Origin of the sequence: Euzebya tangerina, from assembly GCF_003074135.1 — a bacterium.
GTDB classification, from domain to species: domain Bacteria; phylum Actinomycetota; class Nitriliruptoria; order Euzebyales; family Euzebyaceae; genus Euzebya; species Euzebya tangerina.
Map to the genome: position 1 here is coordinate 1 of NZ_PPDK01000001.1, position 15,998 is coordinate 15,998.

Annotated in this window: 17 protein-coding genes and 3 tRNA genes; 6 read left to right on the forward strand and 14 right to left on the reverse strand. The window is 68.1% G+C overall.

What is annotated here, in order from left to right:
• From C1746_RS00005 to C1746_RS00020, 4 genes are all read right to left on the reverse strand, one after another.
• Positions 1 to 288 (reverse strand): GTP-binding protein (locus C1746_RS00005; RefSeq protein WP_240598812.1); only part of this gene is annotated, 288 nt, incomplete at its 3' end.
• A 91-nt stretch (positions 289 to 379) separates the two neighbouring features.
• Positions 380 to 452, reverse strand: a tRNA-Met gene (locus C1746_RS00010).
• 14 nt (positions 453 to 466) lie between these two features.
• A tRNA-Thr gene (locus C1746_RS00015) sits at positions 467 to 539 on the reverse strand.
• Positions 540 to 782: 243 nt separating this feature from the next.
• Positions 783 to 864 (reverse strand) — tRNA-Tyr (locus C1746_RS00020).
• Positions 865 to 926: 62 nt separating this feature from the next.
• Here C1746_RS00020 and C1746_RS00025 point away from each other — a divergent pair.
• The 3 genes from C1746_RS00025 (at position 927) to C1746_RS00030 (ending at position 2,303) form a co-directional block, all read left to right on the forward strand.
• Positions 927 to 1,415 (forward strand): YajQ family cyclic di-GMP-binding protein, encoded by a 489-nt coding sequence (locus C1746_RS00025; protein ID WP_116712680.1) that lies wholly within the window; start codon positions 927 to 929, stop codon positions 1,413 to 1,415.
• A 150-nt stretch (positions 1,416 to 1,565) separates the two neighbouring features.
• Positions 1,566 to 1,724: a hypothetical protein gene (locus C1746_RS21820; protein WP_162867210.1), complete on the forward strand. Its 159-nt coding sequence runs from the start codon at positions 1,566 to 1,568 to the stop codon at positions 1,722 to 1,724.
• Between the two features lie 162 nt (positions 1,725 to 1,886).
• On the forward strand, positions 1,887 to 2,303 hold the full coding sequence (locus C1746_RS00030; protein WP_116712681.1) for an OsmC family protein: 417 nt from the start codon (positions 1,887 to 1,889) through the stop codon (positions 2,301 to 2,303).
• Here the strand turns inward: C1746_RS00030 and hutI are convergent.
• From hutI to hutH, 5 genes are all read right to left on the reverse strand, one after another.
• A complete protein-coding gene (gene hutI, locus C1746_RS00035; protein ID WP_414627954.1) occupies positions 2,278 to 3,522 on the reverse strand; it encodes an imidazolonepropionase in 1,245 nt (414 codons plus the stop codon). The genes C1746_RS00030 and hutI overlap by 26 nt on opposite strands.
• An 86-nt stretch (positions 3,523 to 3,608) precedes the next feature.
• Positions 3,609 to 5,033 (reverse strand): formimidoylglutamate deiminase, encoded by a 1,425-nt coding sequence (locus tag C1746_RS00045; RefSeq protein WP_116712684.1) that lies wholly within the window; start codon positions 5,031 to 5,033, stop codon positions 3,609 to 3,611.
• Positions 5,033 to 5,614, reverse strand: coding sequence for a peptide deformylase (def, locus tag C1746_RS00050; RefSeq protein WP_205711610.1), 582 nt, complete (start codon positions 5,612 to 5,614; stop codon positions 5,033 to 5,035). The genes C1746_RS00045 and def overlap by 1 nt, the downstream gene beginning before the upstream one ends.
• A 10-nt stretch (positions 5,615 to 5,624) precedes the next feature.
• Complete coding sequence (hutU, locus tag C1746_RS00055) at positions 5,625 to 7,307, reverse strand: urocanate hydratase (RefSeq protein ID WP_116712686.1); 1,683 nt, start codon at positions 7,305 to 7,307, stop codon at positions 5,625 to 5,627.
• 1 nt (position 7,308) lies between these two features.
• A complete protein-coding gene (gene hutH / locus C1746_RS00060) occupies positions 7,309 to 8,880 on the reverse strand; it encodes a histidine ammonia-lyase (protein WP_205711611.1) in 1,572 nt (523 codons plus the stop codon).
• A 51-nt stretch (positions 8,881 to 8,931) separates the two neighbouring features.
• On the opposite strand from hutH, the gene C1746_RS00065 reads away from it, so the two are divergent.
• Both C1746_RS00065 and C1746_RS00070 read left to right on the forward strand, forming a co-directional pair.
• Positions 8,932 to 9,639 carry an IclR family transcriptional regulator gene (locus tag C1746_RS00065; protein ID WP_162867211.1) on the forward strand — a complete coding sequence of 236 codons (708 nt, stop codon included), beginning with the start codon at positions 8,932 to 8,934 and terminating at the stop codon, positions 9,637 to 9,639.
• Between the two features lie 104 nt (positions 9,640 to 9,743).
• Positions 9,744 to 10,178, forward strand: a complete 435-nt coding sequence (locus tag C1746_RS00070; protein WP_116712688.1) for a ferritin-like domain-containing protein — start codon at positions 9,744 to 9,746, stop codon at positions 10,176 to 10,178.
• Positions 10,179 to 10,239: 61 nt separating this feature from the next.
• Here C1746_RS00070 and C1746_RS00075 read toward each other — a convergent pair whose 3' ends face one another.
• Entirely contained in the window at positions 10,240 to 11,139 is a 900-nt protein-coding gene (locus C1746_RS00075) for an alpha/beta hydrolase (RefSeq protein WP_116712689.1), read from the reverse strand.
• Positions 11,140 to 11,251: 112 nt separating this feature from the next.
• Here C1746_RS00075 and C1746_RS00080 point away from each other — a divergent pair, with 112 nt between their 5' ends.
• Positions 11,252 to 12,193, forward strand: a complete 942-nt coding sequence (locus C1746_RS00080; protein WP_162867212.1) for a helix-turn-helix domain-containing protein — start codon at positions 11,252 to 11,254, stop codon at positions 12,191 to 12,193.
• 34 nt (positions 12,194 to 12,227) lie between these two features.
• Here C1746_RS00080 and C1746_RS00085 read toward each other — a convergent pair whose 3' ends face one another.
• The 4 genes from C1746_RS00085 to C1746_RS00100 all read right to left on the reverse strand — a co-directional run bounded on the left by C1746_RS00085 (position 12,228) and on the right by C1746_RS00100 (position 15,980).
• On the reverse strand, positions 12,228 to 13,718 hold the full coding sequence (locus C1746_RS00085) for an NADH-quinone oxidoreductase subunit N (protein WP_116712691.1): 1,491 nt from the start codon (positions 13,716 to 13,718) through the stop codon (positions 12,228 to 12,230).
• A 9-nt stretch (positions 13,719 to 13,727) separates the two neighbouring features.
• Entirely contained in the window at positions 13,728 to 15,257 is a 1,530-nt protein-coding gene (locus C1746_RS00090; protein WP_116712692.1) for a complex I subunit 4 family protein, read from the reverse strand.
• Positions 15,258 to 15,420: 163 nt separating this feature from the next.
• Positions 15,421 to 15,735, reverse strand: a complete 315-nt coding sequence (locus C1746_RS00095; RefSeq protein ID WP_162867213.1) for a type II toxin-antitoxin system PemK/MazF family toxin — start codon at positions 15,733 to 15,735, stop codon at positions 15,421 to 15,423.
• Positions 15,732 to 15,980: a ribbon-helix-helix domain-containing protein gene (locus C1746_RS00100; RefSeq protein WP_116712694.1), complete on the reverse strand. Its 249-nt coding sequence runs from the start codon at positions 15,978 to 15,980 to the stop codon at positions 15,732 to 15,734. Before C1746_RS00100 ends, C1746_RS00095 begins: the two co-directional genes overlap by 4 nt.
• Positions 15,981 to 15,998: the final 18 nt, after the last annotated feature.

Consider the following 15,998-nt stretch of genomic DNA (forward strand, 5'->3'; position numbering starts at 1 on the left):
ACCCGTGATCATGTTCTTGACATAATCAGCATGGCCCGGCGCATCCACGTGGGCGTAATGCCGATTGTCGGTCTCATACTCCACATGCGACACATTGATGGTGATGCCACGCTCCTTCTCCTCCGGAGCCTTATCAATGGCATCAAACGCCGAGGCCGTCACATTCGGGTTGTGCTTGGCCAACACCGTCGTGATCGCCGCCGTCAACGTCGTCTTCCCATGATCGACATGACCAATCGTGCCGATATTCATATGCGGCTTCGTACGCTCGAACTTTTCCTTACCCATGCCTGTTCAGGCTCCTGTGTCATGGCGAGAGCGGCCGAGTCATCGCGGCCGACGTGGACAAGCCTCCAAACCGGTTCTCGGTTGGAGGCAGTAGCGGCGGGTGGACTTGAACCACCGACACCTCGATTATGAGCCGAGTGCTCTAACCCCTGAGCTACGCCGCCGTGTATGTGATTCGAGCCCCCCAACGGAATCGAACCGTTGACCTTCTCCTTACCATGGAGACGCTCTGCCGACTGAGCTAGGGGGGCCTGGATGTTGCAGTGGTCGAGGGACCGACCGAGCGTCAGAGTATCGGCCGTCCTCCGCCCCTGCGCAACCTGTCGCCATGGCCGGCCAGACTCGACCGAGCAGGTACCGACTGGGGTTGGCCTGCGTGGCCTGAACGCCCCGAGCGGAGCGGAGGGCACCTGGTGCAACCACGCGGACTTCCCCGACTGAGCACCGCAGGTGCGAAGGACCGGGACACCGCGAGCGCAGCGAGTCGGTCCGCGTGGTGGGTGAAGGATTCGAACCTTCGTAGGCGAAGCCGCTTGGTTTACAGCCAAGTCCCTTTGGCCACTCGGGCAACCCACCGGGAGCGGACAGCGTAGCAGCGGCGTTTCCCTCGACACCCGGGCCGTCTACGCTCCACGGCTATGGCAGATTCAAGCTTTGATGTGGTAGCCGAAGTCGACCGCCAGGAGGTCGACAACGCGCTGAACCAGGCCGGCAAGGAGCTGGCTCAGCGCTACGACTTCAAGGGCACGAACGCCTCGATCCGGTGGTCGGGTGACGAGATCGTCATCGAGGCCAACTCCGAGGAGCGAGTCGCGGCAGCCCTCGATGTGTTCAAGACACGCATGATCAAGCGGAAGCTGAGCCAGAAGGCCCTGGACGTCCGTGACGTGAAGCCAGCCGCCGGGTCGATGTACCGCCAAGAGGTCGCGCTGGTGTCCGGCATCCCCAAGGACAAGGCCAAGGCGATGGTCAAGGTCATCAAGCAGTCCAAGCTCAAGGTGACCCCCGCGATGCAGGACGACAAGATCCGAGTCAGCTCCAAATCGCGCGATGCCCTCCAAGAAGTCCAGGCGCTCCTGCGAGCCAACGACCAGGACCTTCCGCTGCGATTCACCAACTACAAGTAGCTTGTTGCACACTGCGTAACAAAGGAACTTCGTAGAGCAGTGTCCAACCGGACAAGGGCGGGGGCGGCGTGAGCTGTGTTAGCAGTTGCAAGCGGTGCTATAGTAAGGGACGTAACTAAGAACGATCCTTTCACCGGGAGGTGACCCGTTATGTCGAACACTGAGTTCGAAACGTCCTTCAAGAACCTGCTCAAGGCGTTCAACCGCCACCAGGACCTGCGTGCGCGGGGCGCCGACCTTGGCACCCTCGCCCGTTCCAGCCACCGGCTGCACGTCGACGGCATGAAGGCGTACCGCGCCATTCGCTAAGTAGTCCCAAGCAGTCCCGCCACGACCCCGATTGCCCTTGGTGATCGGGGTCGCTTGCTGCTCCGAGCCACGCGCCACCCCGCAGCCACCGCATGGGTGGGGTTGCGCCGAATCGGGTAAGCCCGCCAGGTACGCCGACACCGCACGCAAGGAGATCTGATCATGGCCATCGAACGCACGTCAGCAGCAGAGTGGAAGGGCGACCTCAGGGGTGGGTCCGGGACCCTCGAGCTTGGAAGTGGCGCCTACTCGGGCAACTACTCGTTCGTCTCCCGGTTCGAGACCGGCGAAGGAACCAACCCCGAGGAACTGATCGCCGCAGCCCACGCAGCGTGCTACTCGATGGCGCTGTCGAACGAGCTGGCCAGCGGCGGCCACACCCCCGACAGCGTCGCGACCGAGGCGACCGTCACGCTCGACGGTCTGGAGATCACCACGATCCACCTGGCGTGCACCGCGTCGGTGCCTGACATCGATGACGCAGCGTTCCAGGAGGTTGCGGCCGGCGCCAAGGAGAACTGCCCGGTCTCCAAGGTCCTCGCTGGAGCTGAGATCACGCTGGAGGCCACGCTCCTGTAGCCCGCCACACCACCTGTCCGGCCTCGATGGTGGTGTCGATCAGCGGCATCCCGGGTCGATAGGCGAGGTGATCTGGCGTCGGGGCCGACACCACCGCGAGGTCGGCTCGTGCACCGGTCTGCAGGTGTCCGATGTCACTCTGCCGCAACGCGGTCGCGCCGCCGGCTGTCGCGGACCACAGTGCCTCCGGGAGGGTCATGCGGCAGTCCCGCACCGCCAGGGCGATGACCAACGCCATGGCCGAGGTGAAGCTCGACCCCGGGTTGCAGTTCGTCGCCAACGCCACCACCGCTCCGGCATCCAGCAGTCGCCGGGCGTCCGGGTAGGGCTGTCGGGTGGAGAAGTCGGTGGCCGGCAGGAGGGTCGCCACCGTCGACGAACTCCCCAGCAGCGCGACGTCTTCGTTCGTGAGGTGGGTGCAGTGGTCCGCGGACGCACACCCCAACTCGACCGCAAGCGCCACCGCGGGTCCGGCCTGCAGCTGGCCTGCGTGGATCGTCGGCGTCAAGCCTGCAGTCGCGCCAGCCTCGAGGACGGCGCGGGACTGATCCACATCGAACGCGCCCCGCTCGCAGAAGACGTCGACCCGAGTCGCCAGCTCTGCACACGCCGGCGTCATCTCCTCGACCACCAAGCTCACGAACGCGTCGGCGTCGACCTCGGGGGGGACGACGTGGGCGCCGAGCAGGGTCGTGTGCGAGGTGACCTCTCTCGCCATCCGCAGCAGTCGGGCCTCGCCGGAGGTGGACGCGGCGTAGCCGGACTTGATCTCTCGCGTCGTGATGCCCTGGGCACGCGACTCGGCGACCCGTCGACGCAGTCCCTGGCGCAGTTGCTCGGCCGACGCCGCGCGTGTTGCCTCGATCGTGGTTGCGATACCGCCTGCCTGGTAGGGCGCGCCGGCCATACGAGCGGCGAACTCGGCTGACCGGTCTCCGGCGAACACCATGTGGGTGTGACTGTCGACGAAGCCCGGGATGACCGTGGCGCCCTCCACGTCCATCACCCCGTCGGCGGCAGGTGGGTGACCAGTCCCGGTTCGCAGCACTCGTGCCACCCCATCGGATCCGGGGCCGAGGACCAGCCACGCCCCCGTGAGCCCCGTCCCAAAATCTGGGCGGCCATCTGGCTGGTCCCCCAGGACACGTGGATGAGCCGGATCGTGGGTCACCAGAACGCCGATGTTGGCGATCACCACGGTCCGGGCCGGGTCGGCCAGGTTCCCCACCGGGTCGGTCAGGTTCCCCACCGGGTCGGTCAGGTTCCCTGCCCGGCGGTTGGCTGCGGCACCCCCGAACGGAGCGTTCACAGCGACCCCTCCCCGACCAGCGCACGGACAGACCGCTGCAACTCCCCTGCGACGTCGACTGACCGATGGGCCCTGTCGGTGACGATGAACCCTCCCCCCACCACGGTGTGACGCACGTCGGCCGCCGTCGCCGCGAACACCACGCGCGACAGCAGATCACCAGACCCGGCAAGTCGGGGGCCGTCGAGGCCCACGACGCAGAGGTCTGCTGGCGCCCCGACCTCGATCCGGCCGCACTCCGGCCACCCCACACGTGCAGCTCCACCACCCGTGGCAGCGGCCAGCAGCGTCGCTGGGTCGAGGATGCCTCGGCGGCCGGTGATCAGTCGCAGGTTGAGCTCGACCGCCCGGGCCTCCTCGAACAGGTCGGTCATCACATGTTGGTCCGTGCCCAGGGAGAGAGGCACACCCCGCTCGAGCAGCCGGTCCGCCCGCACGACGCCGTCGCCCAGGTCCCGCTCGGTCGTCGGGCAGACGCACACCCCGCCGCCCCGCCGGGCCAACTGCAGGACCTCCTCCTCGTCCAGCCACACACCATGGACCGCCGTGAAGCCGGCCCCGACCAGACCGCTGCGGTCCAGCAGCGCCAGCGGACCCTCCCCGTAGCGGTTGATCGTGGCGCCCACCTCCGCCGGCTGCTCAGCGACGTGGGCGTGCACCACAGGGTCCGACCCCAGGACGCCTGCGGCCAGCACGTCGGCGAGCTCGACCTGCTGTGGACCTGGGACAGCGCGGACGGAGTGCACCGCCGCGCCGAACCGGATCCGCTCGGAGGGGACGAGCCGCCCAACCCGGTCGGCCCAGGCGTGCACCGAGCCGTCGCTGAAGCGTCGCTGGACCGGCGAGAGCCCGGGATCATCCGCAGGCCGATCCACATCCGCCGTCAGGTACAGCGCATCGAGCAGGGTCAGCCGGATGCCGACTTCCTCGGCGGCCGACGTGAGGGCGTGCCCCATCGCGTTCGGGTCGCGGTACCGTCCGCCGCCGGAGGGATGGTGCAGGTAGTGGAACTCGCCGACCGTGCTGATGCCGGCGAGGGCCATCTCGGCGAACACCGCAAGGGCGAGGTGGTGATAGCGGTCGGGGTCGAGCCGGCTCGCGGCGGCGTACATCACCTCGCGCCAGCGCCAGAAGTTCCCCTCCGCCTGGGCCCCCTGGACCCGTCCCCGAAGTGCTCGGTGAAAGGCGTGGCTGTGCGCGTTGACCAACCCTGGCAGCGTCACCCCGCGAAGGTGCACCGCCCCAGCGGCCCGTGCGACCTCAGGCTCGACCTCCACCTCGACGCGCACGACTTGGCCCTCGGCGATGCCCAGCAGGACATCGCGACGTACGGCACCGTCGATCAGGGCGTGGTCGCACCGGTAGGTCTGGACCGGCCCGCTCGTCTTGGTCGTCGACGCTGCGGCCAGGTCGGCCACCATCACGCCCCCACCCGCGCCACGTAGGCGGCGATCCGCTCCTCGAAGGCCGCCCGGTGGTAGCGGTCGTAGTTCTCCCACGTCGTGAGGGTCCTGGTGTCGGCGACCCGGTCCAGGAAGACAATCCCGGCCAGATGGTCGCACTCGTGCTGGAACGTCCCGGCCGTCACGCCTCGTCGGGTCTCGTCGTGGGCCACGCCGTCCTGATCCAGCCACTGGACCCGGACAGCCGTGGCACGCGGTAACTCACCCCGGAGGCCCGGGACGGACAGGCACCCCTCGTTGATGGTCTCGGTGCCCTCGTCCAGCACGGTCAGGACCGGGTTGATCAGCACCGTCAGCGGGATCGGAGGCTTGTAGGGGTACCGGGCCCTGGTGTGGTCGTCCACCTCGGCAATGGCAACCTGCCGCGACACGCCGATCTGGGGCGCGGCGATCCCAGCTCCTCCAGCTGCTCGCATCGTGTCGATGAGGTCGGTGATGAGCGTCTGCAGGTCGGCGGAGGCGATCTCCTCGGCGTCGACCGGGCTCGCGGGTGCACGCAGGACCGGGTCGCCGATGTGGACCAGCGGTCGGACGGTCACCGGCGCACCCTCACTGCTCCAGCAGCGGAATCCGCACGCCGCGCTCCCGTGCCACCTGGGCCGCCCGCTCGTAGCCGGCATCGGCATGGCGCATCACGCCCAGGGCCGGATCGGTGGTGAGCACCCGCTGCAGCTTCTGCGCTGCCAGGTCGGTGCCGTCGGCCACGCAGACCATCCCCGCGTGGATCGAGCGTCCGATGCCGACCCCGCCGCCGTGGTGCAGGCTGACCCAGGTGGCGCCGGAGGCGGTGGTGGCCAGCGCGTTCAGCAGCGGCCAGTCGGCGATGGCGTCCGAGCCGTCCTTCATGGCCTCGGTCTCCCGGAAGGGCGAGGCGACCGAACCGGAGTCGAGGTGGTCCCGCCCGATCACGATCGGTGCCGACACCCGGCCGTCGCGGACCAGGTCGTTGAACACCTGTCCCAGTCGGGACCGCTCGCCGTAGCCGAGCCAGCAGATGCGAGCCGGGAGGCCCTGGTAGGCCACCTTCTGCGAGGCCTGGGTGATCCACCGGTGGAGCGGCTCGTCGTCCGGGAACGTCTCCAGCACGGCCCGATCGGTCACGGCGATGTCAGCGGGATCCCCGGACAGCGCCACCCAGCGAAACGGCCCCCGACCCTCGCAGAACAGCGGGCGGACGTAGGCCGGGACGAAACCGGGGTAGTCGAAGGCCCGTTCGAAGCCACCCAGCTGGGCTTCTGCGCGCAGGCTGTTGCCGTAGTCGAAGACCTCCGCGCCGGCATCGGCGAAGCCGACCATGGCTCGGCAGTGCGTCGCCATCGACGCCCGGGCCCGGCGGGTGAGCTCGGCAGGGTCGTCCGCGGCCATCCGCGCGGCCGCCGCCGGTGAGAGGTCCACCGGCACATAGGTCAGTGGGTCGTGCGCGGAGGTCTGGTCGGTCACGATGTCGGCGGGAAATCCGCGGTCGAGCAGTTCTGGAACAAGAACGGCGGCGTTGCCGATCAGGCCGACGCTGAGCGCCGTCCCGGCATCCCGGGCGGCCACGCACTGCTGGACGGCGTCCTCAACGTCGGCCGCGATCACGTCGAGGTAGCGGTGTTCGACCCGCCGCTCGGCGCGGGCTTGGTCGACCTCGATGCACAGCGCAACGCCATCGTTCATGGTCACGGCCAGCGGCTGTGCGCCACCCATGCCGCCCAGGCCGGCGGTCAGGGTGATGGTCCCGGCCAGCGAGCCCCCATGGCGACGTCGGGCGATCTCGGCGAAGCACTCGTAGGTCCCCTGCAGGATCCCCTGGGTCCCGATGTAGATCCACGATCCCGCCGTCATCTGGCCGTACATGGTCAGGCCCTCCGCCTCCATCCGGCGGAAGGTCTCCCAGTCGGCCCAATCGGGGACGAGGTGGGAGTTGGCGAGCAGGACCCGTGGCGCCCACGGGTGGGTGCGCAGGACCCCGACCGGCTTGCCGGACTGGACGAGAAGCGTCTCGTCCTCCTCCAACTCGGTGAGGCAGGCCACGATCGCGTCGAACGCCGCCCAACTCCGCACCGCCCGACCGGTCCCGCCATAGACGACGAGGTTGTCGGGGTCCTCAGCCACAGCGGGGTCGAGGTTGTTCATCAGCATCCGGAGCGGCGCTTCGGTCTGCCACGACTTCGCGGTCAGCGTGGGCCCTCGCGGTGCCCGGACGGGGCGGGCGCCAGCCGTGACGGCGCGGGACCGAGCGGCAGTCATGTCATGGGCTCCTGTGGTCAGGGGTGCGTGGGGGTGGCCAGGGAAGGTCGGCGTGCTCGCGGGCCCGCGCCAGCACCGTGCCATCGGCGATCAACGCCTCGACGGCCCGCAGTCGCGGCGCCAGGTGCTGGTCGTCGCCAGGCCCACCCGCAGCGGAGATCACGGCCTCGGCGACCGCACCGGTGCACGGCGACGCGGTCAGCGGGCGGCGGAGGACCTGGGCGTGCGTGGCGGCCAGCAGTTCGACGGCGAGGATCCGTCGCAGGTTGCCCACACTGGCGCGCAGCGCGCGGGCGGCACCCCAGCCCATCGAGACGTGGTCTTCTTGGCCACCGCTGGTCGACGCGCTGTCCACACCTGCGGGGGCCGCCAGTCGTCGGTTCTCGGCGACCATCGCAGCCTGGGTGTACTGCGCGATCATCAGGCCGCTGTTGACCCCGGCATCCACGGCGAGGAAGGGCGGCAGGCCGGCGGAGCGCGCCGGGTCGAGCAGCCGGTCGGTGCGGCGCTCCGAGAGCACTCCGAGGTCGGCGATCGGGATGCGGAGCATGTCGGCGGCGTAGGCCAGGGGGACCCCGTGGAAGTTGCCACAGGAGGCGACCCGGCCGTCAGGCAGCACCACGGGATTGTCGATGAAGCTGGCCAGCTCATGTCCCGCGACCGTCTCCGCGAACGCGATGATGTCCCGCCCGGCACCGTGGACCTGCGGCGTGCAGCGCAGCGAGTAGGCGTCCTGGACGCGCCCGTCACCGTGTCGGTGGCTGGACACGATCCCCGACCCGGCGAGGATGGCCCTGAGTGCCCGGGCACTGTCCTGCTGGCCCGGCTGGGGACGCATGGCCACCAGGTCCGCGTCGAATGCCCGATCGGTGCCGAGCAGTGCCTCCACGGTCATCGCGGCCACCACGTCCGCGACCGCGTACAGCGCCCGCAGGTCGGCCAGCGCCATGACGAGCATGCCGAGCATGCCATCGGTCCCGTTGATCAGCGCCAGGCCCTCCTTCGCCGACAACACGAGCGGCTGCAGCCCAGCTGCCTGCAGCGCCCCCGCAGCCGCCTGCCGACCCGCTGCAGTCGTGACCTCGCCCTCGCCGGTGAGCACCAGGGCGCAGGCGGCCAGGGGGGCCAGGTCGCCACTGGCCCCGACGGACCCGTACTCATGGACCACCGGCGTGATGTCGTGGTTGAGGAGGTCGAGGATCGCCTGCGCGACGACCGGGCGTGCGCCGCTGTAGCCCATCGCCAGACTGCGGGCGCGGAGGAACATCATGGCCCGGACAACCTCGCGCTCAATCGGTGCGCCCATCCCCCCGGCGTGGGAGCGGACCAGTGCAACCTGCAGCTCTGCGGAGCGCTCGAGCGGGATGACGGTCCCTGCCAGCGCACCGAACCCGGTGGAGACACCGTAGACGGGCTCGGGGTTGTCGGTGAGCGCCCGCACCACCGCTGCCCCCCGCGTCAGGGCCGCTCGTGCCGCATCCCCGAGTCGGACGGGTGCGTCCGCACGAGCGACGGCGATCACGTCGTCCGCGCTGACCCCTCCGGCCTCGAGTAGGATTCCACCTGCTTCCACACTGTGGAAGGTACTTCTGTCAGATGGAATGTGTCAATCGGAGTGGATGAGATGTCCTCGTCAACACCTCGGTCCAGCGACCGCGTCCTCAGCCTCCTCGCCGCCGTCGTCGACGGTGACAGCCCGTCGGGCGGCCCCACGCTGACCGAGTTGGCCGACGCCGTGGGTCTGGCACCCTCGACCACCACGCGGCAGCTCGCGTCGCTCGAACTGGCCGGGTTCGTCGACCGTTCCGCAACCGGCTACCGCCCGGGACCTCAACTGCTCCGGCTGGCGCACCGGGTGGTCGGGGGCCATCCGCTGCCGCGACTGGCCCAGCCGATCCTCGATCAACTCGCCCGGCGGACCGGTGAGACCGCCTACCTCGCTGTCATCCATGATGAGGACACGGCCAGCTACCTCGCTGCGGCCGAAGGCGGCCACACCCTGCGCCACACCGGGTGGCGGGGACGAGCGGTGCCCCGGACCGGGACCGCCGTCGGCGCCGTGCTGGCGGGCGGCGTGCCGCCCGGTGCGACCGAGGTCGCCCACGACAACGTGGAGACGGGCGTCACCGCTGTCAGCTCGCCGGTGGTTGATGCGACCGCTCACGCCGTCGCCGCACTGTCCGTGCTCGGACCGTCATTCCGACTGCGCGACACGACGCTGCAGCAAACTCGTGAGGCGGTCGCCGACGCCGCGGCCGAGCTGTCCTCACTGCTGGGCTGGGTTGGGACCGGCGGGACGGACGGCCCGTTTCGCCCGGCAACTCCTCGGTAAGGGTTTTGATGAGAGGGGATCGAGCCTGACCCCCGCTTATTGCCGGTCAATGACCGGCGTTCCCTCTTGTTCGCCGATTCCAAGACCACAGGAGAGAGATTTTCATGTCATCCGTGCTGAAGGACCTCGTTGAGACGCTCGAGGACGGGAAGAAGGGAATGCACGACGCGGCCGACAAGCTGGCCGGCGACGGCCACACCAGCATCGCCGACGTCCTTCGCCGCTTCTCGTCCCAGCGTGCGGAGTTCTCCGAGGAGCTGCGGACCCTCGCCTCGTCACAGGGCCAGACCTTGGAGGAGAGCGGCTCGCTCGCCGGCTCGTTGCATCGTGGCTGGATGGGGCTGAAGGATGCGCTGAGCGGTTCGGATCCGTCGAGCGTGCTGAAGGCTGTCGAGTCCGGAGAGGAGCACGCCGTCTCGGAGTACGAGGATGCGCTGAACAATGACGACCTCCCCGAGACCGCCCGTCCCGTCGTGACCCAGCAGTTGGCTGGGATCCGCTCGGCCAAGTCCGAGGTGGACGCCTTGACGATCAGCTAGCCCAGCTGACTCACCCCCTCGAGCCCCCGCCACCACACGGTGTCGGGGGCTTCTGCAGCCCTCAACTCCCCAGATGCTCCACGAACCAGTCGCGCTGAACCGTGGACGAGAGCTCGAAGGCCTCGTCGACGTAGGCGTCGAAGTGACCGCCAGGCAGCGTCAACAGCTTCTTCGGTTGCAGGGCCGCCTCGTAGGCCCGGGCGGACAGGTCATAGGGGGTCAGGTGGTCGCCTCGAGCAGCCACCAGCAACAGCGGCGTGGGTGAGATGTTGGCGATGTAGGTGGTCGGCTCGTACTCCATGAAGAGCTCCACCGACTGCAGCGTGACCTGGTTCTTCCAGCCCTTCCCCCGGTCCGGCGGCAGCTGCGTGAAGAACTCGTAGGTGTCAGCGGTCGGCAGTGCGCACGGCTCACCCTCAGGAGCCGTCACCGGCATGACCGCGTGCGGCTCGCCCGTCATGCGAGCGGCACGGTCGGCATCGAACATGTCCCGCGTGGGGGCGAACATGTCGCCGCGAACCAACCGCCGGGCCGACTCGAGCCCATAGGTCAGGGGGACCTGCGCGACGACGCACTTGACGCGCCGGTCGATCGCGCTGACGACCAGCACATGTCCTCCGGAGTAGCTGGAACCCCACACGCCGATGCGGTCCGCATCGACCTGCTGCTGGCTCTGCGCCCAGGTGATGGCATCGCGGTAGTCGCGGATCTGCTGCACGGGGTCGATGTGCTGACGCGGTTGGCCCTCGGAGTCACCGAACCCGCGATTGTCGTAGACCACCACGCCCAGGCCCGCGGCCGCGAACACCTCGGCGAAGTCATCCAGATACATCTCCTTGGTGGCCGAGAAGCCGTGGGCCATCACGATGGTCGGGGCAGGTCCCGACGCTCCCTCCGCGTCGTAGCGCCAGCCTCGCAGGGTGACGCCGTCCTCGGTGCTGAACTCGATGTCGTGCCGCACTGTCGTACCTTTCGTCGATGGGGCTCCTAGCGTGGCTGAGCGATCGACGGCGGGGCTTGTTGTTCGGCGCACACGAGGTGATGATTCGTGCAACGTTCGAGCGGGAGTCGAGATGACAGCGTCCACATCAGGGCACGGCACGTGGTCGGCGTCCGATCTTCCCCACTCCGGTCGCCTTGCTGGTGTCCGCGCGGCCCTGAGCGACACCCATCTCCCCTGGCAGATCGACCCGCCCAGCACGCCGAGCGTGGTCTGCGACCTTCGCTGGCACTCGCTGGACGATGCCAGAGTCGTCGAGTGCGCCACGGGTCCGATCGAGGGACGACGCGGCCGAGCCGAGCTGCGCCGCACCGACGATGAGATGCTGGCCGTGCTGTTGGTCATGAGCGGACGTGAGCACGTCCGTCAGGGTGAGGTCGTGGTGGATCTGGGGGCCGGCGACCTGCTGGTGTGGGACAGCCGCGTACCGGCCTCGTTCTGCGTTCGCGAACCGCTCCACAAGATCACGCTGATGGTGCCGAGGGATCGCGTGCCCCACGCGCAGGCGACGTCGTTGATAGCCGCCGAGCGACCGTTGGGGGCGTTGCTCTCGTCCCAGGTGATGTCGTTGGCACGAGTGGCCACGGACATGGGACCTGTCGAGGCGGTCACCGCAGTCGACGTCGTGACCGACCTGCTGTCTCGCACCCTGGCTGGCTCCGCTCCGGTGGTGGACGGCAACTCGCTGCTGGCATCACGCGCGATGACGATCATCGAGCACGAGCTGGACGATCCCGACCTCGGCCCGACGGTGCTCGCATCTCGGCTGGGAGTGTCTGTGAGAACGCTGCACCTCGCCTTCTCGAGCGTCGGAAAGACGCCGGCGGCGCACATCCGGATACGCCGACTGGAGCGTGTGCGGCGCGACCTGGCCGACCCTCGCATGGCGGCGAGGACGATCACCGAGATGGCCCATCGCTGGGGCTTTGCCGACGCCGCTCACCTCTCCCGGACCTTCAAGAAGGCCTACGGGATCACACCCTCGGCGCACCGCCAGGACGCAGTTCCCTCCTGAGCGATCAAGGCCTCTTGCTGATCAGGGCCACGTCTCAGCCGCCAGCGACCAGGGTCGACATCTCCGCGAAGCCGGCGAAGACACCGGGCAGGATGCCGAGCACGACAGCCGCCGCTGCCAGGCCGCCGATGACCGTCCCCAGGGGGATGCCGGGCTTGAGCGTCAGGCTCCCATCTGCAGGGTCGTCCATCCACATCGTGCGCGCGAGGCGCAGGTAGTAGAAGGCGCCGATGACGCTGTTGACGACGATGGCGACGGCCAGCGCGATCCCGACCGCGTTGGCGGGCTGGACCACGGCGGCCAACGTCACGAACTTGGCGTACCAGCCGACCAGCGGCGGGATGCCCGTGAGGGCCACCAGGAACATCGTCAGAGCGATGGCCATGCCCGGCTGGGTGTGCCCCAGGCCCGCGTAGTCGCTGATCAGCTTGCGTGGCTTCTGCCGTGCCATCGCGATCACCACGCTGAACGCCCCCAGGTTCATGACCGAGTAGACCAGCAGGTACACCATCACGGCTTGGAAGGCCTGGGAGTTGATGTCGACGGCGCCGGACTGGACGATGCCGAAGGGCACCAGGATGAACCCGCCGGTGGAGACCGAGGAGTAGGCCAGCAGGCGGACGACGTTGTCCTGCTGGAGCGCGGTGAGGTTGCCCAGCGTCATCGTGAGGATGGCGATGAGGGCGAGGACGGGGGCCCACACGGCGGCGAGGGGCTCGAAGGCGATGAAGCAGACCTGGAGCAGACCGGCCATGCCTGCGGCCTTGGAGAGCACCGACAGGAACGCGGTGACCGGCAGCGGCGCACCCTCGTAGGTGTCGGGCGCCCAGAAGTGGAACGGCACCGCAGAGATCTTGAAGCCGAACCCGACGATGACGAACAGCATCGCGCCCAGGACCAGCGGCTCGGTCGACAGGCCGGCGAGCGCCTCACCCATGGCCACCAGGTCCGTCGTGCCGGTGTAGCCGTACAGGATCGAGGCACCGAAGAGCAGGACGGCGATCGAGAGCACACCGATGAGGAAGAACTTCATCGCGCCCTCGTTGGAGCGGATGTCGAACTTCCGGAGGCCCGCCATGACGAAGCCCGGGACGCTCACGATCTCCAGGGCGATGAAGACCATCACCAGGTCGCGGGCCGAGGCCATGAGCAGCATCCCGACGAAGGAGCTGAGCAGCAGGAAGTAGTACTCGCCCTGGTAGGTACGGACCTCCTGGAAGTACCGCCAGCTGAGCAGCAGGATCAACAGGCCGCTGAGCAGGAAGAAGCCCTTGAACAGCAGGGCGTAGTTGTCGACGACGAACATGTTGCCGAACGAGCTTCGGACGCCGCCGTCGTCCAGCGCCAGCCACACGACCGCGCCGAAGGACGCCAGGGTCCCGACGATGCCGATGGGGTTGACGATCCAGACCCGGTCCCGCCGGACGAACGGCTCGACCAGCAGGACCACGAAGGTGGTGACGAGCAGGATCAGCTCGGGAGCCAGGGACTCCCAGTCGATCGAGGTTGGGTCAACCGGTGGCATCAGGGGGCCCTACGCCGAGAAGAACGACATCAGGGAGTTGACGTCCGGCGTCGTGATGCCCCAGACGAGGAAGGGCAGGACACCCAGCAGCAGGGTCATGGCCAGCAGCGGCATCCAGGTACCCCACTCGATCACACTGACGTCCTTGAGCCCCGCGGACAGCCATCGCTGTGGCGCCGAGCCCATGTTGATCCGCTGCAGCATGTACAGGAAGTAGCCCGCGGTCAGCACGGTACCGAAGGCCGCCAGGACCATGAGGACGCGGTAGAAGGTCAGGAAGCCCGCTGCCTCCAGACCCGGCGCCGGCTGGAAGGCACTCAGCAGCGCGCCGAACTCACCGGGGAATCCAGCCAGGCCCGGCAGGCCCAGCGAGGCGATCGAGACGTAGGTGAAGATCACCGCCATCTTCGGCATCACCTGCAGGGCGCCACCGCCGATCTCGGCGATGTCGCGGGTGTGGTAGCGCTCCTTCATCGACCCGACGACGAAGAACAACATCCCGGTGATCACGCCGTGGGCGATCATCCCGAAGATCGCCGCATTGATCCCGACCGGCGTGAGCGTGGCGATGCCGAGCATCACGAAGCCCATGTGCCCGACCGATGAGAAGGCGATCAGCCGTTTGAGGTCGGTCTGGGCCATGCAGCACAGGGCGCCGTAGATGATCGCGATCACCGACAGCACGCCCACGATGGGCGCGAAGTCCATCGCCCCCTCCGGCAGGATCGGGATGGCGATGCGGACGAAGCCGTACGTGCCCATCTTCAGCAGGATCCCGGCCAGCAGCACCGACCCGACGGTGGGGGCTTCGGTGTGCGCGTCGGGCAGCCAGGTGTGGAAGGGCCACATCGGCACCTTGATGGCGAAGCCCAGGAAGATCCCGAGGAATGCCACGCGCTGGAAGGTCAGCGTGAACGCGCCGGCCTGGCCCATCTCGGCGAGTTCGACCATGTCGAAGGTGCCGGCGGTGAACCGCAGGGCCAGGAAGGCCACCAGCATGAAGACCGAGCCGAAGAGGGTGTAGAGGAAGAACTTGACGGCGGCGTACTCACGACGGGGACCGCCCCAGACCCCGATCATGAAGTACATCGGGACAAGCACGACTTCCCAGAAGACGAAGAAGAGGAGCAGGTCGAAGGCGATGAAGGTGCCGGCCATGCCGGTCTGCAGCAGCAACATCAGGGATAGGAAGGCCTTGGGCTTCCCGGGCTCCTCGATGTGGTGGTAGGCGTAGACGCTGCAGAGGAAGGTCAGCAGGTAGGACAGGACGAACAGGGGCAGGCTGATCCCGTCGATCCCGATGTGGTAGTTCGCGCCGACCGCGTCGATCCAGGGGACGTTCACCTCGAACTGCAGGCCAGCCGCGTCGAAGTCGTACCCCGCAAGGATGCCGAGGCTGAGCGCGAATCCGATGACGGACACGACCAGCGCGACGGGCTTCGCGTTCTCCTCCGCGCGCTTGGGGATCAACGCGATGGCGATCGCACCGAGCAGCGGTGTGAGCAAGGTGAGCGTGATCGCCCAGTCAGACCAGAACATGTTGTGTCGGAGACCTCAGTTGTCGATTGACCTCGGAAGAGGGTAGCCCGCGATGGCAGCGCAGCGTCGGGCCCGGTGTCGAGAGTTGCGGGCAGTCTACGAAACCCTCGCCCGTCCTGCCGAATCCACCGCACTCAGGCTGCCGTGGCCGACCGAGCAGGAATCAGCAGTCGGCCATAGCGGATAGCCGCTGGCATATCGCACCGGTGGCTTCGAGGCCGAGCGCCCCCACCCGGTCCGTGAGGAATGCCCGGCGAATGGGTTGGAGGTTGTCGAAGGAGGCGACGCAGGGCTCCGGGAGCCCGTGATCCTCGTCGAGGGGTAGCTCGGTCGGGATCCCTCTCACCGTGCGAGTGACCGGCGCGGCCACCAACCAGCCGAGGTGGGGAACGGCGTCACTTCTCGTCACGATGAGGACCGGTCGCCGCTTGTCCTCTGCTTCGGCCCACCAGATCTCCCCCTGCTGAGGTGTACTCACCAAGGCTCCTCGGCGATCATTGCTGTCGTTGCCGCGTCGGCCCAGCCGACCTCGGTGTCAGTCTGTGGGATTCTCTTGTAGCCCTCGGCGATCTGCCGGCCGATCTCCCGTCGGCGGTACCGGTCGAGCATCTCGCGCAGTCCCTGTCGAAGGGCATCCGATCGAGACGCGAAGACGTCCTCGGATACGAGCCTGTCCAACTCCGCCAGCGTGTCGTCGTCCAGGCGTGTCATGATCTGTGTCATGTGAACGACATTACACTC

Bases quoted from the DNA above. Each gene is read 5' to 3' on its own strand.
- C1746_RS00070 (WP_116712688.1), top strand. From the start codon at position 9,744: ATGTCATCCGTGCTGAAGGACCTCGTTGAGACGCTCGAGGACGGGAAG.
- C1746_RS00090 (WP_116712692.1), bottom strand. From the start codon at position 15,257: ATGTTCTGGTCTGACTGGGCGATCACGCTCACCTTGCTCACACCGCTG.
- C1746_RS00080 (WP_162867212.1), top strand. From the start codon at position 11,252: ATGACAGCGTCCACATCAGGGCACGGCACGTGGTCGGCGTCCGATCTT.
- hutU (WP_116712686.1), bottom strand. From the start codon at position 7,307: ATGACTGCCGCTCGGTCCCGCGCCGTCACGGCTGGCGCCCGCCCCGTC.
- C1746_RS00065 (WP_162867211.1), top strand. From the start codon at position 8,932: ATGTCCTCGTCAACACCTCGGTCCAGCGACCGCGTCCTCAGCCTCCTC.
- C1746_RS00025 (WP_116712680.1), top strand. From the start codon at position 927: ATGGCAGATTCAAGCTTTGATGTGGTAGCCGAAGTCGACCGCCAGGAG.
- C1746_RS00030 (WP_116712681.1), top strand. From the start codon at position 1,887: ATGGCCATCGAACGCACGTCAGCAGCAGAGTGGAAGGGCGACCTCAGG.
- C1746_RS21820 (WP_162867210.1), top strand. From the start codon at position 1,566: ATGTCGAACACTGAGTTCGAAACGTCCTTCAAGAACCTGCTCAAGGCG.
- C1746_RS00100 (WP_116712694.1), bottom strand. From the start codon at position 15,980: ATGACACAGATCATGACACGCCTGGACGACGACACGCTGGCGGAGTTG.
- C1746_RS00085 (WP_116712691.1), bottom strand. From the start codon at position 13,718: ATGCCACCGGTTGACCCAACCTCGATCGACTGGGAGTCCCTGGCTCCC.
- C1746_RS00045 (WP_116712684.1), bottom strand. From the start codon at position 5,033: ATGGTGGCCGACCTGGCCGCAGCGTCGACGACCAAGACGAGCGGGCCG.